This window comes from Bacillus sp. JJ864 (assembly GCF_036963045.1).
Taxonomy (GTDB): domain Bacteria; phylum Bacillota; class Bacilli; order Bacillales; family Bacillaceae_G; genus Bacillus_A; species Bacillus_A pseudomycoides_C.
In genome coordinates, this window is sequence record NZ_JBALLY010000002.1 from 36,492 (window position 1) to 60,543 (window position 24,052).

At 37.4% G+C, this 24,052-nt stretch carries 25 protein-coding genes and 1 pseudogene; 25 read left to right on the forward strand and 1 reads right to left on the reverse strand.

Translation table 11 applies throughout. The features are described from left to right. Window positions 1–137: 137 nt before the first annotated feature. The 25 genes and pseudogenes from dnaJ (at window position 138) to V7024_RS00815 (ending at window position 22,992) form a co-directional block, all read left to right on the forward strand. Window positions 138–1,241 carry a molecular chaperone DnaJ gene (dnaJ, locus tag V7024_RS00695; RefSeq protein WP_335514264.1) on the forward strand — a complete coding sequence of 368 codons (1,104 nt, stop codon included), beginning with the start codon at window positions 138–140 and terminating at the stop codon, window positions 1,239–1,241. Window positions 1,242–1,269: 28 nt separating this feature from the next. Further along, window positions 1,270–2,208 (forward strand): 50S ribosomal protein L11 methyltransferase, encoded by a 939-nt coding sequence (prmA, locus tag V7024_RS00700; RefSeq protein WP_335514266.1) that lies wholly within the window; start codon window positions 1,270–1,272, stop codon window positions 2,206–2,208. A gap of 294 nt (window positions 2,209–2,502) precedes the next feature. Beyond that, complete coding sequence (locus V7024_RS00705; protein WP_335514268.1) at window positions 2,503–3,252, forward strand: 16S rRNA (uracil(1498)-N(3))-methyltransferase; 750 nt, start codon at window positions 2,503–2,505, stop codon at window positions 3,250–3,252. A gap of 6 nt (window positions 3,253–3,258) precedes the next feature. Next, complete coding sequence (gene mtaB / locus V7024_RS00710) at window positions 3,259–4,611, forward strand: tRNA (N(6)-L-threonylcarbamoyladenosine(37)-C(2))-methylthiotransferase MtaB (RefSeq protein ID WP_335514271.1); 1,353 nt, start codon at window positions 3,259–3,261, stop codon at window positions 4,609–4,611. A gap of 166 nt (window positions 4,612–4,777) precedes the next feature. Beyond that, window positions 4,778–5,443, forward strand: coding sequence for a deoxyribose-phosphate aldolase (gene deoC, locus V7024_RS00715; RefSeq protein ID WP_335514274.1), 666 nt, complete (start codon window positions 4,778–4,780; stop codon window positions 5,441–5,443). Window positions 5,444–5,934: 491 nt separating this feature from the next. Further along, window positions 5,935–6,108, forward strand: coding sequence for a 30S ribosomal protein S21 (gene rpsU / locus V7024_RS00720; RefSeq protein ID WP_020062243.1), 174 nt, complete (start codon window positions 5,935–5,937; stop codon window positions 6,106–6,108). Between the two features lie 15 nt (window positions 6,109–6,123). Further along, complete coding sequence (locus V7024_RS00725; protein WP_335514277.1) at window positions 6,124–6,567, forward strand: GatB/YqeY domain-containing protein; 444 nt, start codon at window positions 6,124–6,126, stop codon at window positions 6,565–6,567. A gap of 106 nt (window positions 6,568–6,673) precedes the next feature. After that, window positions 6,674–6,967 (forward strand): sporulation protein YqfC, encoded by a 294-nt coding sequence (gene yqfC / locus V7024_RS00730; protein WP_335514280.1) that lies wholly within the window; start codon window positions 6,674–6,676, stop codon window positions 6,965–6,967. 173 nt (window positions 6,968–7,140) lie between these two features. Next, the gene (yqfD, locus tag V7024_RS00735; protein ID WP_335514283.1) at window positions 7,141–8,340 is read left to right on the forward strand and encodes a sporulation protein YqfD; all 1,200 of its coding nucleotides are present in this window, start codon (window positions 7,141–7,143) and stop codon (window positions 8,338–8,340) included. Window positions 8,341–8,347: 7 nt separating this feature from the next. After that, complete coding sequence (locus tag V7024_RS00740; RefSeq protein ID WP_335514285.1) at window positions 8,348–9,307, forward strand: PhoH family protein; 960 nt, start codon at window positions 8,348–8,350, stop codon at window positions 9,305–9,307. A gap of 230 nt (window positions 9,308–9,537) precedes the next feature. Then, entirely contained in the window at window positions 9,538–11,685 is a 2,148-nt protein-coding gene (locus tag V7024_RS00745; protein WP_335514288.1) for an HD family phosphohydrolase, read from the forward strand. Continuing rightward, a complete protein-coding gene (gene ybeY / locus V7024_RS00750) occupies window positions 11,686–12,156 on the forward strand; it encodes an rRNA maturation RNase YbeY (protein WP_335514291.1) in 471 nt (156 codons plus the stop codon). After that, on the forward strand, window positions 12,153–12,506 hold the full coding sequence (locus V7024_RS00755) for a diacylglycerol kinase family protein (protein ID WP_335514293.1): 354 nt from the start codon (window positions 12,153–12,155) through the stop codon (window positions 12,504–12,506). Before ybeY ends, V7024_RS00755 begins: the two co-directional genes overlap by 4 nt. Window positions 12,507–12,561: 55 nt before the next feature. Continuing rightward, the gene (locus V7024_RS00760; RefSeq protein WP_335514295.1) at window positions 12,562–12,960 is read left to right on the forward strand and encodes a cytidine deaminase; all 399 of its coding nucleotides are present in this window, start codon (window positions 12,562–12,564) and stop codon (window positions 12,958–12,960) included. Then, entirely contained in the window at window positions 12,953–13,861 is a 909-nt protein-coding gene (gene era / locus V7024_RS00765; RefSeq protein WP_335514298.1) for a GTPase Era, read from the forward strand. Before V7024_RS00760 ends, era begins: the two co-directional genes overlap by 8 nt. A 151-nt stretch (window positions 13,862–14,012) precedes the next feature. After that, window positions 14,013–14,156 (forward strand): YqzL family protein, encoded by a 144-nt coding sequence (locus V7024_RS00770; protein ID WP_090916686.1) that lies wholly within the window; start codon window positions 14,013–14,015, stop codon window positions 14,154–14,156. 33 nt (window positions 14,157–14,189) lie between these two features. Then, window positions 14,190–14,936: a DNA repair protein RecO gene (recO, locus tag V7024_RS00775; protein ID WP_335514304.1), complete on the forward strand. Its 747-nt coding sequence runs from the start codon at window positions 14,190–14,192 to the stop codon at window positions 14,934–14,936. A 105-nt stretch (window positions 14,937–15,041) separates the two neighbouring features. Continuing rightward, window positions 15,042–15,674 carry a helix-turn-helix transcriptional regulator gene (locus V7024_RS00780; RefSeq protein ID WP_335514307.1) on the forward strand — a complete coding sequence of 211 codons (633 nt, stop codon included), beginning with the start codon at window positions 15,042–15,044 and terminating at the stop codon, window positions 15,672–15,674. Between the two features lie 29 nt (window positions 15,675–15,703). After that, the gene (locus V7024_RS00785) at window positions 15,704–16,516 is read left to right on the forward strand and encodes a pyruvate, water dikinase regulatory protein (protein WP_335514310.1); all 813 of its coding nucleotides are present in this window, start codon (window positions 15,704–15,706) and stop codon (window positions 16,514–16,516) included. 255 nt (window positions 16,517–16,771) lie between these two features. Then, window positions 16,772–17,230: pseudogene (locus tag V7024_RS00790) on the forward strand (YaiI/YqxD family protein). Between the two features lie 38 nt (window positions 17,231–17,268). Then, window positions 17,269–19,065, forward strand: coding sequence for a DNA primase (gene dnaG / locus V7024_RS00795; RefSeq protein WP_335514313.1), 1,797 nt, complete (start codon window positions 17,269–17,271; stop codon window positions 19,063–19,065). A gap of 59 nt (window positions 19,066–19,124) precedes the next feature. Beyond that, entirely contained in the window at window positions 19,125–20,246 is a 1,122-nt protein-coding gene (rpoD, locus tag V7024_RS00800; protein ID WP_335514315.1) for an RNA polymerase sigma factor RpoD, read from the forward strand. A gap of 385 nt (window positions 20,247–20,631) precedes the next feature. Beyond that, window positions 20,632–20,991: a cytochrome c550 gene (gene cccA, locus V7024_RS00805; RefSeq protein WP_335514316.1), complete on the forward strand. Its 360-nt coding sequence runs from the start codon at window positions 20,632–20,634 to the stop codon at window positions 20,989–20,991. 175 nt (window positions 20,992–21,166) lie between these two features. Beyond that, window positions 21,167–21,874: a tRNA (adenine(22)-N(1))-methyltransferase gene (locus tag V7024_RS00810; protein WP_335514319.1), complete on the forward strand. Its 708-nt coding sequence runs from the start codon at window positions 21,167–21,169 to the stop codon at window positions 21,872–21,874. Continuing rightward, on the forward strand, window positions 21,871–22,992 hold the full coding sequence (locus tag V7024_RS00815) for a Nif3-like dinuclear metal center hexameric protein (RefSeq protein ID WP_335514321.1): 1,122 nt from the start codon (window positions 21,871–21,873) through the stop codon (window positions 22,990–22,992). The genes V7024_RS00810 and V7024_RS00815 overlap by 4 nt, the downstream gene beginning before the upstream one ends. 95 nt (window positions 22,993–23,087) lie before the next feature. On the opposite strand, the gene V7024_RS00820 is transcribed toward V7024_RS00815, so the two are convergent. After that, a complete protein-coding gene (locus V7024_RS00820; RefSeq protein ID WP_335514324.1) occupies window positions 23,088–24,029 on the reverse strand; it encodes a 4-hydroxy-3-methylbut-2-enyl diphosphate reductase in 942 nt (313 codons plus the stop codon). Window positions 24,030–24,052 lie beyond the last annotated feature (23 nt).

The following is a 24,052-nucleotide window of genomic DNA, read 5'->3' on the forward strand; positions in this document are numbered from 1 at the left end:
GGTATACATGGAGTCTTTTGTGTGAGAGTCCAATCTTTTTCTTTTTGCATACTGTAAGTGAGGAAACAGTGTTGCAAAGCACTTTCTTTCGATGTTAAAATTACGTTTATGTGAAAGGATTCGGGGGTTACAAACTTATGAGTAAACGAGATTACTATGAGGTGCTCGGCATTAGCAAGGGTGCTTCAAAAGATGAGATTAAAAAAGCATATCGTCGTTTGGCGAAAAAGTATCATCCAGATGTAAGTACTGAAGAAAATGCAATTGAAAAATTTAAAGAAGTGCAAGAAGCATACGAAGTATTAAGTGATGATTCAAAACGTGCGCAGTACGATCAATTTGGTCATGCTGATCCAAATCAAGGCTTTGGCGGAGGCGACTTCGGTGGTGGCTTTGGCTTTGAAGACATCTTCAGTTCATTCTTTGGTGGTGGAGGCGGTAGACGTCGTGATCCAAATGCACCGCGTCAAGGGGCAGACCTTCAATATCAAGTTTCTTTAAATTTTGAAGAGGCAATTTCTGGTAAAGAAATGGATATTGAAATTCCAGCTGAAGATCCTTGTAATACATGTAACGGTAGCGGAGCAAAACCTGGAACTTCAAAGGAAACATGTTCACATTGTTCTGGAACAGGTCAAGTTAGTGTGGAGCAAAACACACCATTTGGTCGCATTGTGAATCGTCAAGCTTGTAGACACTGCTCTGGAACAGGCCAAATTATTAAAGAGAAATGTACAACATGTCATGGATCTGGAAAAGTACGTAAACGCAAAAAAATTAATGTTAAAATTCCAGCAGGTATTGATAACGGTCAACAAATTCGCGTTACTGGTAAGGGAGAAGCTGGTATTAACGGCGGCCCGGCAGGAGACTTATATGTAGTAGTGCGTGTGAAAGATCATGAATTCTTCCATCGCGAAGGTGATGATATTATTTGCGAAATGCCATTAACATTCGCACAAGTAGCACTTGGGGATGAAGTGGAAGTTCCGACAGTGCAGGGGAAAGTAAAATTAAAAATTCCAGCAGGAACACAAACAGGAACAGAATTCCGTTTAAAAGGAAAAGGTGCGCCAAACGTACGCGGATATGGGCAAGGTGATCAATATGTAGTAGTACGTGTTGTTACGCCGACGAAATTAACATCGCACCAAAAAGATTTATTAAAAGAATTTGCAGGTCAAGAAGATCATGATGATAGCCTATTTGGAAAGCTTAAGAGAGCTTTTAAAGGGGAATAATGGAAATAAAAAATGGAGTTGGTAAATTGTGAAATGGTCAGAAATTAGTATTCATACAACAGAGGAAGCAGTAGAAGCAATTTCGTATATTTTACACGAAGCAGGTGCAAGTGGCGTTGCGATTGAAGATCCTGCTGAATTAACGAAAGAGCGTGAACAACAATTTGGCGAGATTTATGCATTAAATCCAGCTGAATATCCGGCAGAAGGTGTGCTTGTAAAAGCGTATTTCCCAAAGAATGATGCTTTACAAGAAACAATTACAAATGTAAAGTCGTCCATTAATGTGTTACCTTCTTATGGAATCGAGATTGGAGCAGCAACTATATCTGTTAATGAAGTAGATGAAGAGGATTGGGCTACTGCTTGGAAAAAATATTACCATCCGGTGAAAGTTTCTGATACATTTACAATTGTGCCAACATGGGAAGAGTATACTCCTTCCTCACCTGAAGAAAAAATTATTGAATTAGATCCAGGAATGGCATTTGGTACGGGAACGCATCCGACAACAACGATGTGCATCCGTGCTTTAGAGAAAACTGTCCAGCCAGGAGATACTGTCATTGACGTTGGAACGGGTTCTGGTGTATTAAGTATTGCAGCGGCTAAATTAGGTGCTGCTTCTATTCAAGCATACGATTTAGATCCGGTTGCAGTAGAAAGTGCGGAAATGAATGTACGATTAAATCATACAGAACATGTTGTAACTGTTGGACAAAACAGCTTACTAGAGGGCATTGAAGGGCCTGTGGATTTAATTGTCGCAAATTTACTAGCGGAAATTATTTTACTATTCCCAGAAGACGCAGCGAAAGTTGTAAAACAAGGTGGATTGTTCATTACATCTGGCATTATTGCTGCAAAAGAAAAAATGGTAACGGAAGCGTTAGTAAATGCTGGTTTTACAGTAGAAGAAGTGTTAATGATGGAAGATTGGGTAGCAATTATTGCGCGTAGAGGATAAGATAAAGTGAAACTTCCGTCAGTGGGGGGCTTCATCCCCCACTGACGGTTAGCCCGCCCAATCGGGCTTTTACGGGCAGTTATCCCCCACCTATCTTGAATCTTGAGGTGGGGGTCTTACTGCCCGCGAATAGCGGATAAAGTTTCCTTAATCAAGTTTCAGGGAAAGGTAAGCGGAAAGTCTCTCGTTGAAAGTGGCGAGGGACTTACCGTTTGTTTCATCCAAATCATACCGTTTGGCTCTTTTCGTAAGCACTCGTTTACGAAAAGAGCTAAACTTTACTAAGGTGATAGAATGCAGCGTTATTTTGTAGAAGAACAAAATGTAAATGAAATGGCGATTCGTATTGTAGGAGATGATGTGCATCACATCGGAAGAGTAATGCGTATGACGCCTGGTGATCAAATTTATTGTTGTACAAATGGGAAGACGGCAATTTGTACAATTGCTGAAATTACCAATGAATTTGTAAATGTGACTATTGTAGAATGGGTAGAGATGTCAACTGAGCTACCTGTTTTTGTGACAATTGCAAGCGGATTGCCTAAAGGAGATAAGCTTGAGTTGATTTTACAAAAAGGAACTGAGCTTGGAGCAGCAGGCTTTTTACCGTTCCAAGCATCTAGATCTATTGTGAAATGGGATGCGAAAAAAGCTGAAAAAAAAGTAGAGCGTTTTAATAAAATTGTCAAAGAGGCAGCTGAGCAGTCTCATCGCAGTGAGATTCCGACTGTGTATGCGCCTGTTTCTTTTAAAGAGCTTCTCGCAATGAGCAAAGATTATGATAGCTGTCTCGTTGCGTATGAAGAGGAAGCGAAACAAGGTGAAAAATCAAATTTCGCTAAGGCTTTAACAAAATTAAGGCCAGGACAAAAGGTGCTCATTGTATTTGGGCCAGAAGGTGGTTTAACGGAAGAAGAAGTATCTTCTCTTTCTGATTATGCCTTTGTACCTTGTAGTTTAGGACCAAGAATATTGCGGACAGAAACGGCGCCTTTATACGCGTTAAGTGCCGCTTCTTATCATTTTGAATTAATGGGGTGAGTATATATGGCAACTGTTGCGTTTCATACGTTAGGTTGTAAAGTAAACCACTACGAGACAGAAGCAATTTGGCAACTGTTTAAACAAGGTGGTTATGAACGAACTGAATTTGAAAAAACAGCTGATGTGTATGTAATTAATACATGTACAGTAACAAATACAGGGGATAAAAAAAGTCGTCAAGTTATTCGTCGTGCCGTTCGTCAAAATCCTGATGCGGTAATTTGTGTAACGGGATGTTATGCACAAACATCTCCAGCGGAAATTATGGCAATCCCAGGTGTAGATATTGTAGTCGGAACGCAAGATCGTGAGAAAATGCTTGGCTATATTGAAGAATACCGCAATGAACGTCAGCCGATTAATGCTGTACGTAACATTATGAAAACACGTGTATACGAAGAGTTAGACGTACCATATTTTACAGATCGTACGCGTGCATCTTTAAAAATTCAAGAAGGATGTAACAACTTCTGTACGTTCTGTATTATTCCGTGGGCTCGTGGTTTAATGCGTTCTCGTGATGGGAAAGAAGTCATTCGCCAAGCGCAGCAATTAGTAGATGCTGGCTATAAAGAAATCGTCTTAACAGGTATTCATACAGGTGGATACGGTGAAGATATGAAAGATTATAATTTGGCAGGATTACTTCGGGATATGGAAGCGCAAGTAACAGGGTTAAAACGCCTTCGCATTTCTTCTATTGAAGCAAGTCAAATTACTGATGAAGTGATTGAAGTACTGCGTGATTCTAAAGTTGTTGTCCGTCATTTACACATACCGCTTCAATCTGGATCTAATACAGTATTGAAACGTATGCGTCGTAAATATACAATGGAGTTTTTCCAAGAGCGTTTAGACCGCTTAAAAGAAGCGCTGCCAGGACTTGCAATTACATCTGATGTTATCGTTGGTTTCCCAGGTGAAACAGAAGAAGAATTTATGGAAACGTTCAATTTCATTAAAAATAATCGTTTCTCTGAACTTCATGTATTCCCGTACTCAAAACGTACAGGAACACCAGCAGCACGTATGGATGATCAAGTGCAAGAAGAAATTAAGAATGAGCGTGTACACCGCTTAATTGCATTATCAGATCAATTAGCAAAAGAATATGCATCACAGTTTGAAGGTGAAGTGCTTGAAATTATTCCAGAAGAACCATTTAAAGAAGCTGATCGTGAAGGGTTATATGTAGGATATACAGATAATTACTTAAAAGTTGTCTTTGAAGGTTCTGAAGAATTAATCGGTAAATTAATTAAAGTGAAAATTACGAAAGCTGGTTATCCTTACAATGAAGCACAATTTGTTCGTGTGCTAGAAGATGTATCTCCAAAAGAATCAGCAAGCGCGTAACAGAAAAAGCATGCAAACAGTTTTGTTTGTATGCTTTTTTATTTGCTGGAGAACTTAAAATATGAAAACGCTATACTTTATGATATAATGCTGAAGATTAAGGTTGTCAGACAACTCATGAGTAACAAATTTGCTAAGTATAAGTTGAGAAAGGGGCAATTTTTAAATGAACTATGCAAAATTAATTGATCATACGGCATTAAAATCAGATACAAAAAAAGAGGTAATCGTGACGTTATGCGAAGAGGCGAAACAACATGATTTTGCTTCTGTATGTGTAAATCCAACATGGGTTGAAACGGCAGCAGAACTGTTAAAAGGAACGGATGTAAAAGTTTGTACAGTAATTGGTTTCCCTCTTGGAGCAAATACACCAGAAACAAAAGAGTTTGAAACAACAGATGCGATTGCAAAAGGTGCGACAGAGGTTGATATGGTAATTAACATTGGCGCGTTAAAAGATAAAAACGATGCGTTAGTAGAGCGAGATGTTCGCGCTGTTGTAGAGGCTGCAAAAGGAAAAGCGCTTGTAAAAATAATTATTGAAACATGCTTACTTACAGAAGAAGAAAAAGTTCGTGCTTGTGAATTGTCTGTAAAAGCAGGCGTTGATTTCGTAAAAACATCAACAGGATTTTCAACAGGCGGTGCAACAGTAGAAGATGTTGCGTTGATGAGAAAAACAGTAGGACCCAATATCGGTGTAAAAGCATCAGGCGGTGTTCGTGACGAAAAAGGCATGGATGCAATGATAGAAGCAGGTGCAACGCGCATTGGAACAAGCTCTGGCGTAGCGCTAGTAAGCGGAAAAACAGCAACAACTGATTATTAATTTAAAAGTGGAGCCGACTGTTCAGTCCTGTCGGCTAAGGTTCTTTCACGCAGAAGGTGTTCTTTACCTTCTCGCGTGGAAGGTTCTTAGACGTGAGGGACTAGGAGGCGCAACTGGATAAAAATAAAAGCGGAAGCCGCTCGTTTAGAACATGAGGGCGTTGGAGCTCTTGACGTAGAGGTGCTTTTTGCCTCGTAGGAAAGAGTGAAACGACCAATTGTTCTAGTGGCTGTAGCTGGATAAAATAAAAGTGGAAGCCGTTAGAAGAAGCGAACATTTTCATAGAATCATGTCGCATTGATATAGAAATTTGTATCGAAATTGCACGTACCGTGAAAAAAAGAAGAGTAAGTGCTCTTCTTTTCTTTTATCAGATAGTTGACCTAAAAGTATAAAATGTATTATAATCGTAAAAGACATGCTGAGAAAGTGTTTCTTTTTGCATGCTGAAATTAGGATGTAAGTGGATGTTTCGGAGGGAGGGAAAGAGAATGTCAAAAACAGTCGTTCGTAAAAACGAGTCTTTGGAGGATGCACTTCGCCGTTTTAAAAGATCAACTTCTAAAGCTGGTACGCTTGCTGAAGCAAGAAAACGCGAGTTCTATGAAAAGCCAAGTGTAAAACGTAAGAAGAAATCTGAAGCGGCAAGAAAGCGTAAATTCTAAGAGAGGGTGTAATTTATGAGTCTTCTCAGTCGTTTAAACGATGATATGAAACAAGCGATGAAGAATAGAGAAAAAGAAAAATTAACCGTTATTCGTATGGTTAAGTCTGCTTTACAAAATGAAGCAATTAAACTGCAGAACTCTCTTACAGAAGAAGAGGAACTAACAGTTTTAGCTCGTGAAGTAAAACAGTATAAAGACTCCCTCCTTGAGTTTGAAAAAGCGGGTCGTGAAGACCTTGTCGATAAACTGAAAAGCGAAATTCAGATTTTAGAAACATATTTGCCTGAGCAATTGACAGAAGAAGAATTGACTGCTGTGATTCAGCAAGTTATTTCTGAAGTTGGTGCAGCTTCTAAAGCTGATATGGGCAAAGTGATGAGTGCTGTTATGCCGAAAATAAAAGGTAAAGCAGATGGCTCACAAGTGAATAGGCTTGTTTCACAACTATTAGCATAAAAAAGCGTCTCATTTATAATGAGACGCTTTTTTATGTTTTTTTTCAATTTGGACGTGATATTACAAGCTTTTTTTTCATACATATGGGATGAGAGGGGGGTCTTCGATGAGAAAGTTGCAGCAAATGAAAAATTGGATTACGAAGCAGATAGACCTACCTGCAGATGTATTCATGGATCTGCCGAGAATTACACTTGTTGGGCAGGTACATATTTATATAGAAAATCATCGTGGATTATTGGTATTTAGTGATAAAGAGGTACGACTTTTATTAAAACAAGGACAATTATTAATAAAAGGAGATTCTTTTGTAATTAAGACAATTCTTCCCGAAGAGCTTTTACTTGAAGGAACCATTGAACAAGTCTTGTTTTTAGAAGAGGAAAAAAAAGGAAAATGAAACGAAGCTGTTATTCATGAGAGGTTTTGTTAAACGAATCAGGGGCAAGTGGTTAGGGAATATTTACTTCTTAGTCCTCCTACTACTGACTGTATGAGCGGAGTAAAGTCATAGAGGTGGTGCAGATCTCTCAAGGGGCTGCGCCTTTTTTAGAAAGCTGATGGAGGCGAGCTATGAAAAATAAGTGGTTCACAAAATGGATTGGGTATGTAAAAGTGCGAATTCAAGGAAGAGGTGCAGAACGATTTATTAACGAATGTGTACGAAGAGATATCCTAGTTTGGGACGTTAAGAAAGTTGCAGATGATACACTTGTATTTTGTATATTGCTACGAGATGTGAAACGATTACGCCCGATTTACCGTAAAAATGAATGCAATCTATATTTTATTGGACGTTACGGAGTTCCGTTTTGGAATAAGCGCTTACTTCGAAATGGTGGTTTTCTTGTTGGTTTTCTCATATTTTTCTTAGGTGTAATTGTTTTATCAAATATGGTATGGAAAATAGAGATAACAGGGGCGAAGCCAGAGACGGAATATATTGTGATGAAAGAATTAGACAAAATGGGTATTAAAAAAGGGAAGCTACAATTTCAAATGCCAAGTGTAGAAAATATACAGCGTTATTTGACTGATAATATTAACGCTATAACATGGGTTGGTTTGGACGTAAAAGGAACGACGTATCATTTTAAAATAGTTGAAAAAAATGAGCCGAAGAAAGAAGAAGAACAGGTGCCGCAACATTTAGTTGCCAAAAAAGAAGCGATTGTTACAAAAATGTTTGTAGAGATCGGAAAACCAATAGTTATGAAAAATGATTATGTGCAAAAAGGACAACTTCTTGTGTCAGGAATGTATGGGAAAGAAGAGAGTCCTACGATAGTTTCAGCCAAAGGTGTTGTATTTGGTGAAACTTGGTACAAGTCTGAAGTGGAGGTACCCCTAAAAACGAAATTTCAAGTTTATACAGGGGATTCATATAAAGAACATTATCTTACTTTTGGAAACATGAAAATAAAAATATGGGGATTTCAGCATGATAAGTATAAGCAGTCTAAAACTGAGACAGTAAGACATGATGTGAAATTGCTTGGTTTTACACTGCCGATTGCTTACGAAAAAGCGATTGTACGTGAAGAGGAAGAAGCAAACCGTGAATATACAGAAAAACAGGCAATAGCGGTGGCGGAGGAAATGGGACAAAAAGAATTAAAGAAAAAATTGGATGAACGTGCTATGATTATAGGGAAGAAAGTTTTGCATAAAAAGGTTGAGAATGGAAATTTAAAATTATTGCTGCATTATACAGTGATTGAGAATATTGCAGAGGCTCAACCGATATCTGAATCCGATATTCAAGGAGATTGAGTAATTAATGGCTGAACAATTAGTAGAGATGAATCAACAATTGGAAAACCATAATGAAGCAATTGCTTTGTTTGGAGTAAATGATGCGCATTTAAAAATAATTGAGAATGAACTTGAGGTATCGATTGTTACGAGAGGTGAATCTGTTCGTGTTTCCGGAACAAATGAAGCGGTAGCTCTTGTTGAAGGGATATTACAGCAACTTCTAGTTGTTATTCGCAAGGGTATATCGATTTCTGAGCGTGATGTAACCTATGCCATTCAGCTTGGACGTCAAGGGAAACTGGCTCATTTTGAAGAGTTATATGAAGAGGAGATTTTTAAAACAGCAAAAGGTAAGTCCATCCGTGTGAAAACAATGGGACAAAGGCAATATATTTATGCCATTAAGAAACATGACATTGTGTTTGGGATGGGACCGGCGGGTACTGGTAAAACATATTTAGCTGTAGTAATGGCTGTTCGAGCATTAAAAAATGGTTATGTGAAAAAAATTATTTTAACAAGACCTGCTGTGGAAGCTGGAGAAAGTCTCGGCTTTTTACCTGGAGATTTGAAAGAAAAAGTGGATCCGTATTTACGACCTCTTTATGACGCCCTTCATGATGTACTTGGGCAAGAACATACGCAAAGAATGATGGAACGCGGTATCATTGAAGTTGCTCCGCTAGCGTACATGAGAGGACGCACACTCGATGACGCATTTGTGATTTTAGATGAGGCGCAAAATACAACTGGAGCACAAATTAAAATGTTTTTAACACGTCTTGGATTTGGCTCAAAAATGGTTGTAACAGGAGACCCATCTCAGATTGATTTACCAAAAGGTGTGAAATCTGGTCTTTCTATTGCAGCGAATGTGTTAGATCGTGTGCCTGGTCTTTCGTTTATTAAACTTGAGCAGTCGGATGTTGTTCGACATCCACTCGTACAGCGTATTATTGAAGCATATGATAAAATGGAATGATCCTGCTTGTAAGGATCATTTCTTTTTATCTCGATTGGTTCAACTAACCTTTTAGAGAAGAGCGTTCTAAAAGGAAGTTTCACTGTCTATTTTTTAAAGATATCGTGAACAGGTTGGCTAATGCTTTATTTTTTATTATCATAAATAAAGGAAAGGGTATTTGTCCTTGCGCTTAAATATGTGAAAAGGAAGTTTCACTTAATATTTGGAGAGGAGAAGGTATTGTAATTATGTCAAGGTTTCAAGAAGTTGCTAAGTGGTTTCGCAATTTACAGCATTCGAAAAAACTGAGCTGGATTTCTTATATTTTAATAGGAGCGGTGTTATTTTTTGCACTGATGAATAATGTAAAACCGGAACAACTCCATATCAAAATGTTGTCTATTTCCAAAAAGACAATTCATTCTCCAATCAAAATTGAAGATAAAGTAACGACAGAAAAGAAAAAGAGAGAAGCGGCTCAAAAGGTTGAAGATCAGTATACATATCGAAGTGAATATAAGCAAAACCGGATTGATGTTGTGAACTCAGTTTTTAGTGCAATTAAAGAAGTGGATGGAGATTTAAATGCAACCGCTTCGGCGCCAGAAGGACAAAATAAATTGTCGGCGACAGAAAGATTGGACAAGTTAAAAAAGAAGCTTCCAACGGAGTTAACGAAAAGTTTATCTGATCAAGTGTTATTACAATTTTTAGGTGCTCCAGAAGATCAGCTTCTTATAGCGAGGGAATCAACTGTTACAGCTGTTAATAGTTTAATGAGCTCTCACATTAAACTGAATGAAGTAGATCAGTTTAAGGACCGCATTACTAACGAATTAAAAAATGTATCTGTCAGCAATGAATTGAAACAAGCAATTACTGCGCTTGGACAGTATGCGATTGTACCGAACTATTTTTATGATTCGAATGCAACGAAAGAAAGAAAGCAAATGGCAATCGATCAAGTAGCTCCTGTGTACATTTTGCAAGGTCAAATTCTTGTAAAAGAAGGAGACACAATTACAAGAGAAGCGTATGAACAGTTAAAGTTAGTAGGGTTATTAGATCAAAGTAATTCGTTTCAGCCGTATTTGGGGCTAGCGATTTTTATTGGTGTTCTTTTATTTTTCATGCATAAGCAATTTGATGCGTTTTTAAAGACGAGAAGAGAGGACAAACCATATATTTTAGCTTATACAACAATTGTTGCTATTACAGTTGTTTTAATGAAAATTATTAGTTTGTTTCAAAAGTTAGAATATGTCGGTATTGCTTATATTGCTCCAGTTGCAATGGGAACTATATTAGTCAAGCTGATGATTGGTGATCGATTTGTTTTTATAACAAGTGTGATTTTTTCGGTGTGCGGCAGTATTTTATTTAATGAAGGTGTAACGAGTACACTTAATTATACGGTTGGAATTTATGTATTGCTTAGCTCGCTTTCTGTTAGTATTTTCTTGCGAGAAAAACATCGTCGCACAATGCTGCTGCAAGTTGGGATACTTGTATCGATTTTAAATGTTGTTGTATTAGCAGCTTTATTGCTACTGCGTAACGGAAACTTTTCGGTAATTGAGATTGGAACACATTTATTAATGGCAGCGGCGTCTGGAATTATTTCATCTATTTTAGCGATGGGGATATTGCCGTATTTAGAAAGTGGTCTTGGTCTTGTCTCTAGCATGAAACTAATAGAATTAGCAAGTCCGAACCATCCGTTGCTTCGCAAAATTCTATTAGAGGCACCAGGAACGTATCATCATAGTGTTATGGTTGCCAATTTATCGGAAGCAGCATGTGAAGCTGTGGGAGCGAATGGTGTACTAGCGCGCGTAGGAGCATATTATCATGATATTGGAAAAACAGTGCAGCCGCATTTCTTTATTGAAAATCAAATGGGCATAGCGAATCCCCATGATCGGTTAGACCCTGAAACAAGTAGAAATATTATTATCGCTCATGTTACAAACGGAGTGAAAATGTTAGAGGAACATCATATTCCGCAAGAGATTATTGATATTGCGGCTCAGCATCACGGAACGACGTTGTTAAAATATTTCTATTACAAAGCAATGCAAGAAGATAAAGAGAAATATACAGAAGAAATGTTTCGTTATCCAGGGCCAAAAGCAACATCTAAAGAATCGGCAATTGTTGGGATTGCTGATAGTGTAGAAGCCGCAGTTCGTTCGATGAATGCACCAACACCGGAACAAATTGATAATCTTGTTCGCAGTATTATAAAAGATCGTTTACAAGATGGCCAATTCAGTGAATGTAATTTAACGTTTAAAGAACTGCAAATTGTCGGGAAAACATTATGTGAGACATTAAATGGAATCTTCCACTCTCGAATTAAGTATCCGAAATTAACAGAAGAAAAGGTGAAATAAATGGGATTAATAATTGACTTTTTTGATGAAACAGAAGAAGTAAAAGAAGAGTATGTTGAGCTGATTCAACAATTAGTTGAAAAAGCTGCAGAGATAGAATCTGTAGAGGATGGAGCGGAGCTTTCGATTACATTTGTTAATAATGAACGCATTCAAGAAATTAACCGTGAGTATCGTGATAAAGATCAGCCAACAGACGTAATTTCTTTTGCGATGGAAGATATGGGAGAAGGAGAGATGGAAATTGTCGGTGTAGAAATGCCTCGTATGTTAGGTGATATTATTATTTCTATTCCGAGAGCGAAAGAGCAGGCTGAAGAATATGGTCATTCTTTTGATCGTGAACTTGGTTTTTTAGCGGTGCACGGCTTTCTACATTTGCTTGGCTACGATCACATGACAGAAGAAGAAGAGAAGGTTATGTTTGGAAAGCAAAAAGAAATTCTTGATGCATTTGGATTAGCTAGATGAAAAAGGGAAAACTTATAAACAGTTTTCGCTATGCGTTTGCTGGCATTTTCTTTTGTCTTCGCTATGAACGAAATGTACGAATTCATTGTTTAGCAGCATGTATTGTTAGTTTTCTCGGCTTTTATTTCCATGTTACAAAAACAGAATGGCTCATTTTGATTTTGACTATTGGTGTTGTATTTGCGCTAGAAATTGTGAATACAGCAGTGGAGAAAACCGTTGATTTAGTAACGATGGATGTGAAGCCCCTTGCTAAAATAGCAAAAGATGCAGCGGCAGGTGCGGTATTATTTTTCGCGATTGTTGCTGTTGTAATTGGCGCTATTATCTTTGGACCGTATATGATATAGTTGCATTCCAAAGATTATTATCTTTTCATATCGTGAATGGGAAGGAAGAGAAGCGATGAACAGCAATGAATTAATTCAAGAAGCGATTGAAGCGCGTAAACAAGCATATGTACCATATTCCAAATTTCAAGTAGGTGCTGCCTTATTAACGACAGACGGGAAAGTATACCGTGGTTGTAATGTTGAGAATGCATCGTATGGTTTATGTAACTGTGCAGAAAGAACAGCGCTATTTAAAGCGATTTCTGAAGGAAGCACAGAATTTACTGCAATTGCAGTTGTAGCAGATACAAAACGTCCGGTACCTCCATGTGGAGCGTGTCGTCAAGTTATGGTAGAATTGTGTAAGTCAAATACAAAAGTATACTTGACAAATTTACAAGGTGACATACAAGAAACAACAGTAGGAGAATTGTTGCCAGGAGCATTTTTAGCGGAGGATTTACATGAATAGAGAAGGTTTTAAATCAGGTTTTGTCTCTATTATTGGGAGACCAAACGTTGGGAAATCAACATTTTTAAATCAAATTATCGGTCAAAAAATTGCGATTATGAGTGATAAACCACAAACAACACGTAATAAAATTCAAGGTGTGTACACAGAAAATGATGCGCAAGTCGTATTTATTGATACACCAGGTATACATAAACCGAAGCATAAGCTTGGCGATTTTATGGTTAAAATGGCGCAAACAACCATAAAAGAAGTGGATATTGTTTTATTTATGGTCAACGCAGAAGAAGGCTTTGGACGCGGTGAAGAGTTTATCATCGAAAAATTACAAGAAACGAAGCAACCGGTATTTTTAGTTATTAATAAAATTGATCAAGTCCATCCAGAAGAGCTTCTCGGACTGATTGATAAATATCGTACGCTATATAATTTTGCTGAAATTGTGCCAATTTCAGCATTACAAGGAAATAATGTTGATGCGTTAATCGGAGCAATTAAAAAGTATTTACCAGAAGGTCCTCAGTATTATCCGGAAAATCAAGTAACGGATCATCCGGAACGCTTTATTATTGCAGAACTTATTCGTGAAAAAGTATTGCATTTAACACGTGAGGAAGTGCCACATTCTGTTGCTGTTGTTATTGATGCAATTCAAAAGCGTGAAGGCGGAGCGATTTACGTTAATGCCACAATTATTGTAGAACGTCCATCACAAAAAGGAATTGTAATCGGAAAACAAGGTAAGATGTTAAAAGAAATTGGAAAAAGAGCCCGCATTGATGTGGAGTCGCTTCTTGGTTCAAGAGTATTTTTGGAACTGTGGGTAAAAGTGCAGAAAGATTGGCGCAACAAAATGTCCCAGTTACGTGATCTTGGCTTCCGTGAAGATGAATATCTATAAAGTGAAACGTTTTTACTGCCCGCAAATTGCGGGATAAAAGCTGTATAATTTAGAAAAATTTTTCTCACATGAAAATGAACAAAATGGGTCATTTTAATAGCAAAGAAAGAAATTGGATTACATGAACGCTCACTGAGAAAGGTGGATTCTTATGTTAGATTTTACCTGGAAAGTTTTCTCGAAAACAGGAAGCATTGAAACATATCTTCTTTTGAAGGAAATGGAAAAAAATGTAGAAGATGAAATGCAACAGCATGAAGAAATACAAGTAGAGCTAGATTCTCCAATTTCCTAACCCATTTTGTTCGAACCTTGGATGGTGACGAACATGTTTCAAAAAATTGAGGGAATAGTCATTCGAACGATTGATTATGGAGAAACAAACAAAATTGTAACTATATTTTCTCGTGAATTAGGGAAAGTTAGTGCGATGGCGAGAGGTGCTAAAAAGCCTAAAAGCAGAGTGTCATCCATTTCTCAATTATTAACTCATGGCCATTTTCTTATTCAAATGGGTTCTGGTTTAGGAACATTGCAGCAAGGTGAGATTATTTCTTCTATGAGAGAAATTCGTGAAGATTTATTTTTAACTGCTTATGCGTCATTTATTGTTGAGTTGACTGATAAAGCGACAGAAGAGAAAAAACACAATCCGTATTTATTCGAAATGTTATATCAAACGTTGCATTATATGAGCGAAGGGGTTGACCCGGAAATTTTAGCGCTAATCTATCAAACGAAGATGCTGCCAGTTTTAGGGCTTAACCCATACTTTGATACATGTGCAATTTGTCACCAGTCAACAGACTTTGTCGCCTTCTCCGTTAGGGAAGGCGGCTTTCTGTGTAAATATCACGCTGAGCAAGATCCGTACCGTATTTCAATTAGCGAAGCTATTCACAAGCTGCTTAGGTTATTTTATCATTTCGACTTAGCCCGTCTTGGAAGTGTCTCTGTGAAAGCAGAAACAAAAAAACAAATGCGCACAGTATTGAATATGTATTATGATGAATACTGTGGGATATATTTGAAATCAAGACGTTTTTTAGATCAACTTGATAAATTTCAAATATAGAGGACCGAATTTAGGTCCTTTTTACATACTTTCTTTTTTGAATGATATATTTAGTATATAATATTTAAGAGATAGTATAACTTTTTTCGTTTTGTAATGAAGGTGGTGATTATCATAGAACTGAATAAGCGCCAAGAACATATCATTCAGATTGTAAAAGACAACGGTCCAATTACAGGGGAAGCGATTGCTGAGCAATTAAATTTAACGAGAGCAACGCTAAGACCAGATTTGGCTATTTTAACGATGGCTGGCTATTTAGAAGCGCGTCCTCGTGTTGGGTATTTTTACACTGGAAAAACAGGTGGACAACTGCTTTCAGAAGCGGTTAAGAAGATTATCGTACAAGATTATCAATCTAGACCAGTTGTGATTGATAAAAATGTTTCGGTATATGATGCGATTTGTACAATGTTTTTAGAAGATGTCGGCACTTTATTTATCGTTGATCAAAATACATTGTTAGTTGGTGTTGTTTCTCGAAAAGATTTGTTAAGAGCAAGCTTGGGAAAGCAGGATTTAGCGTCATTACCGGTAAATATTATTATGACAAGAATGCCGAATGTTACGATTTGTCGTAAGGAAGATAGCTTGTATGATGTTGCAATGGATTTAATAGAAAAGCAGATTGACTCTGTTCCAGTTGTAAAGGAAACGAAGCAGGGTTTAGAAGTTGTTGGTCGAATTACAAAAACAAATATTACGCGTGCATTCGTTGATTTTGTGAATCATGAGTAAGGGCAATTCGTTTAAAGTGAGGTAATGCAATGAATAGTAAAATCGTATATGTCGTATCTGATTCGGTTGGAGAAACAGCTGATTTAGTTGTTCGAGCAGCTATGGGACAATTTCCATTTGCGCCGGATATTAGACGTGTGCCGTATGTAGAAGATACAGGGACGTTAAAAGAAGTTATTTCTATTGCTAAAAGTAATAATGCTCTTATTTGTTTTACATTAGTAAAGCCTGATATGAGAAAATATTTACGAGAAGAAGCAGAAAAAGAAGGCGTAGAAGTTTATGATATTATCGGTCCTCTTATCGATCAAATTGAAGATATAACAAAACAAACTCCAAGATATGAGCCAGGGGTTGTGCGAAAGCTGGATGAAGAGTATTTCAAAAAAATTGAGGCAATTGAATTTGCTGTGAAATATGACGATGGTAGAGATTCAAGAGGTCTTTTAAAAGCAGATATTGTATTAATTGGAATTTCTCGTACATCGAAAACACCGCTTTCGCAATATTTAGCACATAATAAGCGATTAAAGGTTGCTAACGTTCCGCTCGTACCAGAAGTGGATCCGCCAGAAGAATTATACCATGTGCCGAAAGAAAAATGTTTTGGGTTAAAAATAACGCCTGATCAATTAAATCATATTCGCAAAGAACGTTTAAAATCTCTTGGATTAAGTGATGGAGCAAATTATGCAAACATTGAACGTATTAAAGAAGAGATTAAACACTTTGAACAGATTGTAAGTAGAATAGGTTGCCCGGTTATCGATGTATCGAATAAGGCGATTGAAGAAACGGCAAATATTATTGTGAATGCAGTGCAAAACCAAAAAATGTTTTAGCACATTTACCAAAGGTGAATGTGCTTTTTTCACTCCACTATAAAAATTAAAAGGACATGTAGCTAAGTTTAGAAAAATGTATTATAATAAAAAATTGTGATAAAAACATTCATTTTACGTTTAGACTTCAATTTTTCAGAATAAACTAGTGATAGGTTTTGTAAAGGACATGCTTTTACGTAAAATCGACAAAAATCTGAACAAGAAAACGCACATTATGGAAGGATTCACAGAAGGGATGTAGAATAGAGAAATATGCAAAACATCACTCGAATTTATGTTGATGCAGATGCATGTCCAGTGAAGGAAGAAATTATGCGCGTCAGTGCAAAATTTCATGTCGATATTTGGTTTATCGCATCCTACGCCCATCAGTCAAGAAGTCAGAAGGGAAATTGGGTATATGTAGATTCTGCGTAAGACGAGGTGGATTTTTATATCTATCAGCGTGCAGAAGTAGGAAATCTCGTTATCACACAGGATATGGGACTTGCTGGTCTTCTTGTCAAAAAAGGAGTATATGTATTATCTCCGCGCGGCACAATTGTGACCGATGAGCATATGGATACAATTTTATATAATCGATACGTATCTGCGAAGTTACGCAGACAAGGAACCTTTACAAAAGGGCCAAAAGCGTTTTCTAAACGTGATCGACAATATTTTTTGGCAAATTTAGAAAAAATATTGTCGAATTATAAAGGAATCCTTTAATTTGTATCGAATACAAAATACGACACGGAGATGGAGTTATGGGGAACAGAATTCCCGAAGAAGTTGTAGAACAAATTCGTACATCATCTGATATTGTTGAAGTGATTGGTGAATATGTACAGCTTAAAAAACAAGGTCGAAATTATTTTGGGCTTTGTCCTTTCCATGGCGAAAACTCACCGTCGTTTTCTGTTTCCGCTGATAAGCAAATTTTTCATTGCTTCGGATGTGGAGAAGGGGGAAATGTTTTTTCTTTCTTAATGAAAATAGATGGACTGTCTTTTGTGGAAGCTGCGCAAAAATTAGGTGAGCGAAATGGTATTCCTGTTGCTAACTTTACATCAGAACTAGAGCAAACACAAAATATATCTGATGATAGCACGATTATGTTGCAAGCCCACGAGCTTTTGAAAAAGTATTATCATCATCTCTTAGTAAATACAGAAGAAGGAAAACAGCCGCTTGCGTATTTACTAGAGCGAGGTATTACAAAAGAAATGATTGTAAAGTTTGAAATTGGATACGCCACTCCTGCTTGGGATGCAGCGGCAAAAATCTTACAAAAACGAGGTTTTTCACCTGCTGTTATGGAGCAAGCTGGATTACTTGTTCGCAGTGAGAAGGATGGCAGTTATCATGATCGTTTTCGTGGACGAGTTATGTTTCCAATTCATACACTGCAAGGGAAAGTAGCTGCTTTTAGTGGACGGGCATTAGGGGATGATACGCCTAAGTATTTAAATAGTCCAGAGACACCTATTTTTCATAAAAGCAAGCTGGTATATAACTTTCATCAAGCAAGGTCATTTATTCGAAAACGAGGACAAGTTCTTCTCTTTGAAGGATATGCGGATGTTTTAGCTGCTGTGAAAAGTGGAATCGAAGAATCGGTTGCTACGATGGGAACTGCTTTAACTGAGGAACAGGCAAAGCTTTTGCGGCGTAATGTTGAAACTGTTGTTCTTTGCTATGATGGTGATAAAGCAGGACAAGAAGCAACAATGAAAGCAGGACAATTGTTATTGCAAACCGGTTGTGAAGTGAAAGTTGTCTCTATGCCAGATAAATTAGACCCTGACGAGTATGTACAGCGTTATGGAACAACAGCGTTTCAAAAACTTGTACAAGCGAGTATAAGTTTTGTTGGATTTAAAATAAATTATCTTCGTTTAGGGAAAAATTTGCAAGATGAGTCTGGAAAAGAAGCTTATGTGAAAAGTGTTTTAAAAGAGTTAGCGTCATTGCAAGATGCAATGCAAGCGGAATCGTATTTGAAGGCATTGTCACAGGAATTTGCTTACTCAATGGAAACACTGCTGGGGCAATTGCACCAATATCGCAAAGAACAAAAGGTACAGCAAAAACAGACAAAGCCAATTGCACAGCCTTCTCAAATTGTTCATGCGAAACCGAAATTTTCTGGTTTTGAAAGAGCTGAAAGAGAGCTTATTTATCACATGTTGCAGAGTGAAGATATCGCTTTTCGTATCGAACCTCATATAGAAGATTTTCATACAGAAGAACATAAAGGGATTTTATATGAGCTATACGCATATTATGAAAAGGGAAATGAACCGTCAGTCGCAAACTTTCTAAGTTGGCTTTCTGATGAAAAGCTGAAAAATATTGTAACTAATATTTCAACAGATGAAATGATTAATCCTGAGTTTTCAGAAGAATTGCTTCATGGCAATGTAGACGCGCTGCGTCGGCATAAGCAAAAGTTAAAGAAAATGGAAAATATTTTTACGCTGAAGCAAATGGAAAAAGAAGATCATTTAGCAGCAGCACGATTTTTTCAAGAATATTTGCAAAAACGAAAAGCAAGAAAATAGCTTTTTGTATAAAAACTTACTATAATCATTGTTTGTATCTCGCGTAAGGAGGGGAACAAATGGCTGATAAACCAGCTCGTTCTAAACAAATTGAAACTGATATGACACTTGAGCAAGTGAAAGAGCAACTCACAGAGCTCGGAAAAAAACGTGGCGTTCTTACATATGAAGAGATTGCAGAACGCATGAGCGGATTTGATATTGAATCCGATCAAATGGATGAATATTATGAATATTTAGGTGAACAAGGAATCGATTTAGTTGGCGACAGTGATGAAGATCCAAATACTCGTCAATTAGCCAAAACTGAAGAAGAGTTTGACTTAAACGATTTAAGTGTACCGCCAGGTGTAAAAATTAATGATCCTGTCCGTATGTACTTAAAAGAAATCGGTCGTGTTGACTTACTATCTGCTGAAGAAGAAATTGCTCTTGCAAAACGTATTGAAGAAGGCGATGAAGAAGCGAAACGCCGCCTTGCAGAAGCAAACTTACGTCTAGTTGTAAGTATTGCAAAACGTTATGTTGGCCGCGGTATGCTTTTCTTAGACTTAATTCAAGAAGGGAATATGGGTCTAATTAAAGCAGTTGAAAAGTTTGATTACCGCAAAGGGTATAAATTTAGTACGTATGCAACGTGGTGGATTCGTCAAGCAATTACACGTGCAATTGCGGACCAAGCAAGAACAATTCGTATACCAGTTCATATGGTTGAAACAATTAATAAGTTGATTCGTGTTCAACGTCAATTATTACAAGATTTAGGTCGTGAGCCGTCTCCAGAAGAGATTGGCGAAGAAATGGATCTTGCTCCTGAAAAAGTACGCGAAATCTTAAAGATTGCCCAAGAGCCAGTATCTCTTGAAACACCAATTGGTGAAGAGGATGACTCTCATTTAGGTGATTTTATTGAAGACCAAGAAGCAACATCTCCTGCAGATCATGCAGCGTATGAATTATTAAAAGAACAATTAGAAGATGTATTAGATACATTGACAGATCGTGAAGAAAATGTTCTTCGTCTTCGCTTTGGTTTAGACGATGGACGAACTCGTACGCTTGAAGAAGTTGGAAAAGTATTCGGCGTTACGAGAGAGCGTATTCGTCAAATTGAAGCAAAAGCGCTTCGTAAATTAAGACACCCAAGCCGTAGCAAACGTTTGAAAGATTTCTTAGAATAGAGCTTTGTGTAAAGTTTACTTCATTAATGTGAAGTAAACTTTTTTCTTTTGTTAATTTTTGTTAAATTTTATTTGTCAGTAGCAATTACAATTCTTGTAATTTATTTTACAGAATTGTCTTTTGATTTGCAAATAGTCATTTTTCGATTTTTCGATTAATTTCGTGTGTTCTTAACAAAAATATGTGGAGAATGTAACTGTTTATGATGAGAAAAGTGGATATTTAGCAAAAAACTACGTGAATTTGTAGCGAGATAATTAATTGAATATACGGAATATTTTTGACTTATTGTAGTTTGGTCTTTTCTGGTAGATTGTTTTCAAGTACAATAGAAATGACTGAATCATCAAAATATTAGGGAATATAGAGGGGGAAAAAGAAAAAATGAAGCGTAATCCGTTAATTCCATTTGCTCTTATTGCTGTATTGGGAATTATTGTTATGTTTGTATTTTCATTTCAAGGCATGCATAAATCAAAGGAACTAGCTGACGCGAAGAAAAACGGGGGGAAAACGACACAAACAGCAGCAAAGCCAGAAGAAATTGTAAAACAAAGTTGTGTAAGTTGTCATGGTGATCAATTACAGGGGGCGGTTGGTCCTAATTTACAAAAAGTTGGCGGTAAGCTTTCGAAAGATCAAATCCAAGAAGTGATTGTAAAAGGAAGAGGAAATATGCCACCAGGTATTATTCCAGCGGATCAAGCATCTAAAGTGGCGGATTGGCTATCAAAGAAAAAATAATAGTGGATTACATAGTAGCTCTTTACGCCTAAGTAAAGAGCTTTTTTATTTGCTAAACATTGAATTTAAAAATAAATGGTTTATAAACAGAGTAAAATGATTTATCTACTTGCAATCACAACTATAAATTCTTTATCATGGAGACAGACTGAAAGAGAAGGAGCAATTGAAATAAATGAATGAAGTAAAGCTTTCAAAACGATTAGAAGAAGTGGCACTTGAAATTCCAGCAGGTTCCACTGTTGCAGATATTGGCTCGGATCATGCTTATTTACCTTGCTATACAATTTTACATCATATTGCTGTGCAGGCAGTAGCAGGAGAGGTTGTAGAAGGTCCATTTCGTTCTGCACAAGCTACAGTAGCAGAATGCGGCTTGCAAGATAAAGTAAGCGTGCGTAAAGGGAATGGTTTAGAAGTCATCGCGCCAGGCGAAGTAGATGTCATTACAATTGCAGGTATGGGTGGTGCGTTAATTCGTGATATTTTAGAAAATGGAAAAGAGAAGCTGAAGGGTGTAACCCGTTTAATTTTACAACCAAACATTGCCGCACATCATATTCGTGAATGGTTTATTGAGAATGGTTGGGAATTAATAAAAGAAAAAATCGTAAAAGAAGACGGAAAGATTTACGAAATTTTAGTAGGAGAACAGGGCGATGTTCTAGCACCCTACAATGAGAAAAAAGAAGAAGCTTTATTCATGGGACCATTTTTAATGAAAGAGAAAAATGAAGTGTTTGTAGAAAAATGGGAAAGTGAACGAAAAAACTTTGAAAATATTTGTAAGCAATTAGAACGTGCAACAGAAACAGAAGAGACAAAAGAGAAGCGTGCAGAAGTACTTGAGAAGATCCGTATGATTGAGGAGGTTTTATCATGAGTAAAACGCCTAATGGATACGAAATCATTTCTTTGTTTGAAAGTATGTACCCGAAACATTTAGCGGTCGAAGGTGATAAAGTTGGATTGCAAATGGGGGCATTAAATAAACCGGTAGAGAATGTGCTAATTGCGCTTGATGTAACGGAAGAAGTTGTACAAGAAGCAATTGAAAAAGGGGTAAATTTAATTATTGCCCATCATCCGCTTATTTTTAATCCGCTTAAAGCAATTCATACAGAGCAAGCATACGGGCGTATTATTGAAATGTGTATAAAAAACGATATTGCAGTTTATGCTGCTCATACAAATGTTGATATCGCAAAAGGCGGTGTGAACGATTTATTGGCAGATGCTTTAGGATTGCAGGAAACAGAGGTGCTTGCTCCCACTTATGCGGAAGAAATGAAAAAGCTAGTTGTATTTGTTCCTTCTTCGCATGCAGAAACAGTACGTCAAGCAATCGGTGATGCAGGAGCAGGGTATATCGGAAATTATAGTCACTGTACGTTTTATAGTGAAGGCAAGGGTACATTTTTACCACAAGAAGGAACGAATCCGTATATTGGAGAGACAGGGCGTTTAGAACAGGTAGAAGAAGTTCGTATTGAAACGATTATCCCGGCGTCGTTGCAACGTAAAATCATGAAGGCAATGCTTGGAGCGCATCCGTATGAAGAAGTAGCATACGATATTTATCCGTTAGAAAACAAAGGTGAAGCGTTGGGACTTGGAAAAATTGGATATTTGCCGCGAGAAATGACATTACAACAATTTGCGGAACATGTGAAACAATCCCTTGATGTAAAGGGAGCTCGTGTTGTTGGTAACTTACAGCAAACGGTGAAAAAAGTAGCGGTACTTGGCGGAGATGGAAATAAGTATATAAAGCAAGCGAAGTTTAAAGGGGCAGACGTATATGTAACGGGGGATATGTATTATCACGTTGCGCATGATGCGATGATGCTCGGATTAAATATCGTAGACCCAGGACATAACGTGGAAAAAGTAATGAAAAAAGGTGTACAAAAACAATTACAAGAAAAAGTGGATGAGAAAAAATTTACTGCGCGTATACATGCTTCAGAATTACATACAGATCCATTTACATTTGTATAGAATGAAAAAAATAAAATCCGTTATCTTATGAGATAACGGATTTGTTTGTATTATCCCGCTAATTGCGGGCAATAAAACCTTCACTGATGGAAAGTTTATTTTGCCTTAACCTTTGGTAAGATTTTTTGTAATGGTACGTTTCGCTTACGCTCCCACGTTGCAGGATTTGTTGGATCGTACTGTTCAAAAAATGCAATTACTTCTTTTGTAATAGGCGTTGGTGTAGATGCCCCCGCTGTAATAGCGACTGTTTCTACGCCTTGTAGCCATTCTAATTGGACCTCACTTACATCGGCAACGCGGTATGCTTTTGTACTAGCAATTTCTTCAGATACTTGTGCAAGGCGGTTAGAGTTATTACTTTTTGGGTCACCAACGACAATTGTTAAATCAGCAACAGTTGCTTGTTTTGCAACGGCTTCTTGGCGCACTTGCGTAGCAAGACAAATTTCTTTATGGAATTCTGCTGTTGGAAACTTTTCTTGAATTTTCTCCATAATTTGTTGAACATCCCATTGACTCATCGTTGTTTGGTTTGTAACTAAAATCTTTTCCGTTGGAATGGTAAGTGCTTCAAGATCTGCTTCTTTCTCGATAAGATGGACAATATCCGGGGCAATCCCGACTGCACCTTCAGGTTCAGGGTGTCCTTTCTTACCGATATAAATAATATGGTAACCTTCTTCTTTTTTTGCTTCAATTAAGTCGTGTGTTTTTGTAACGTCAGGACATGTTGCGTCAATTGTTGTTAAGCCCTTTTCCTTGGCGCGTTGTTTTACTTCTGGAGATACACCGTGAGCTGTAAAAATAACAGTTCCAGACTCAATTTTTTCTAAAATATCTAAGCGGCTTGGGCCATCAAGCGTAATGATACCGTCTTCTTCAAATGCATCTGTTACGTGTTTATTGTGGACAATCATACCTAAGATATAAATTGGCCTTGGTAATGTTTTATCGAGCGCTGCATTGCGCGCAATGACCATCGCGTCTACAACGCCGTAGCAATAGCCGCGAGGAGAAATTTTAACGATTTTCATGTAATTAATCCGCTCCTTTAAAA

What these genes read in the sequence shown, in the direction of transcription:
- rpsU (WP_020062243.1), top strand. Translation starts at nt 5,935, where the DNA reads ATGTCAAAAACAGTCGTTCGTAAAAACGAGTCTTTGGAGGATGCACTT.
- cccA (WP_335514316.1), top strand. Translation starts at nt 20,632, where the DNA reads ATGAAGCGTAATCCGTTAATTCCATTTGCTCTTATTGCTGTATTGGGA.
- ybeY (WP_335514291.1), top strand. Translation starts at nt 11,686, where the DNA reads ATGGGATTAATAATTGACTTTTTTGATGAAACAGAAGAAGTAAAAGAA.
- V7024_RS00770 (WP_090916686.1), top strand. Translation starts at nt 14,013, where the DNA reads ATGTTAGATTTTACCTGGAAAGTTTTCTCGAAAACAGGAAGCATTGAA.
- V7024_RS00725 (WP_335514277.1), top strand. Translation starts at nt 6,124, where the DNA reads ATGAGTCTTCTCAGTCGTTTAAACGATGATATGAAACAAGCGATGAAG.
- V7024_RS00740 (WP_335514285.1), top strand. Translation starts at nt 8,348, where the DNA reads ATGGCTGAACAATTAGTAGAGATGAATCAACAATTGGAAAACCATAAT.
- yqfD (WP_335514283.1), top strand. Translation starts at nt 7,141, where the DNA reads ATGAAAAATAAGTGGTTCACAAAATGGATTGGGTATGTAAAAGTGCGA.
- rpoD (WP_335514315.1), top strand. Translation starts at nt 19,125, where the DNA reads ATGGCTGATAAACCAGCTCGTTCTAAACAAATTGAAACTGATATGACA.
- V7024_RS00755 (WP_335514293.1), top strand. Translation starts at nt 12,153, where the DNA reads ATGAAAAAGGGAAAACTTATAAACAGTTTTCGCTATGCGTTTGCTGGC.
- V7024_RS00810 (WP_335514319.1), top strand. Translation starts at nt 21,167, where the DNA reads ATGAATGAAGTAAAGCTTTCAAAACGATTAGAAGAAGTGGCACTTGAA.
- recO (WP_335514304.1), top strand. Translation starts at nt 14,190, where the DNA reads ATGTTTCAAAAAATTGAGGGAATAGTCATTCGAACGATTGATTATGGA.
- V7024_RS00815 (WP_335514321.1), top strand. Translation starts at nt 21,871, where the DNA reads ATGAGTAAAACGCCTAATGGATACGAAATCATTTCTTTGTTTGAAAGT.
- yqfC (WP_335514280.1), top strand. Translation starts at nt 6,674, where the DNA reads ATGAGAAAGTTGCAGCAAATGAAAAATTGGATTACGAAGCAGATAGAC.
- mtaB (WP_335514271.1), top strand. Translation starts at nt 3,259, where the DNA reads ATGGCAACTGTTGCGTTTCATACGTTAGGTTGTAAAGTAAACCACTAC.
- dnaJ (WP_335514264.1), top strand. Translation starts at nt 138, where the DNA reads ATGAGTAAACGAGATTACTATGAGGTGCTCGGCATTAGCAAGGGTGCT.
- V7024_RS00745 (WP_335514288.1), top strand. Translation starts at nt 9,538, where the DNA reads ATGTCAAGGTTTCAAGAAGTTGCTAAGTGGTTTCGCAATTTACAGCAT.
- V7024_RS00820 (WP_335514324.1), bottom strand. Translation starts at nt 24,029, where the DNA reads ATGAAAATCGTTAAAATTTCTCCTCGCGGCTATTGCTACGGCGTTGTA.
- dnaG (WP_335514313.1), top strand. Translation starts at nt 17,269, where the DNA reads ATGGGGAACAGAATTCCCGAAGAAGTTGTAGAACAAATTCGTACATCA.
- V7024_RS00785 (WP_335514310.1), top strand. Translation starts at nt 15,704, where the DNA reads ATGAATAGTAAAATCGTATATGTCGTATCTGATTCGGTTGGAGAAACA.
- V7024_RS00760 (WP_335514295.1), top strand. Translation starts at nt 12,562, where the DNA reads ATGAACAGCAATGAATTAATTCAAGAAGCGATTGAAGCGCGTAAACAA.
- era (WP_335514298.1), top strand. Translation starts at nt 12,953, where the DNA reads ATGAATAGAGAAGGTTTTAAATCAGGTTTTGTCTCTATTATTGGGAGA.
- V7024_RS00705 (WP_335514268.1), top strand. Translation starts at nt 2,503, where the DNA reads ATGCAGCGTTATTTTGTAGAAGAACAAAATGTAAATGAAATGGCGATT.
- deoC (WP_335514274.1), top strand. Translation starts at nt 4,778, where the DNA reads ATGAACTATGCAAAATTAATTGATCATACGGCATTAAAATCAGATACA.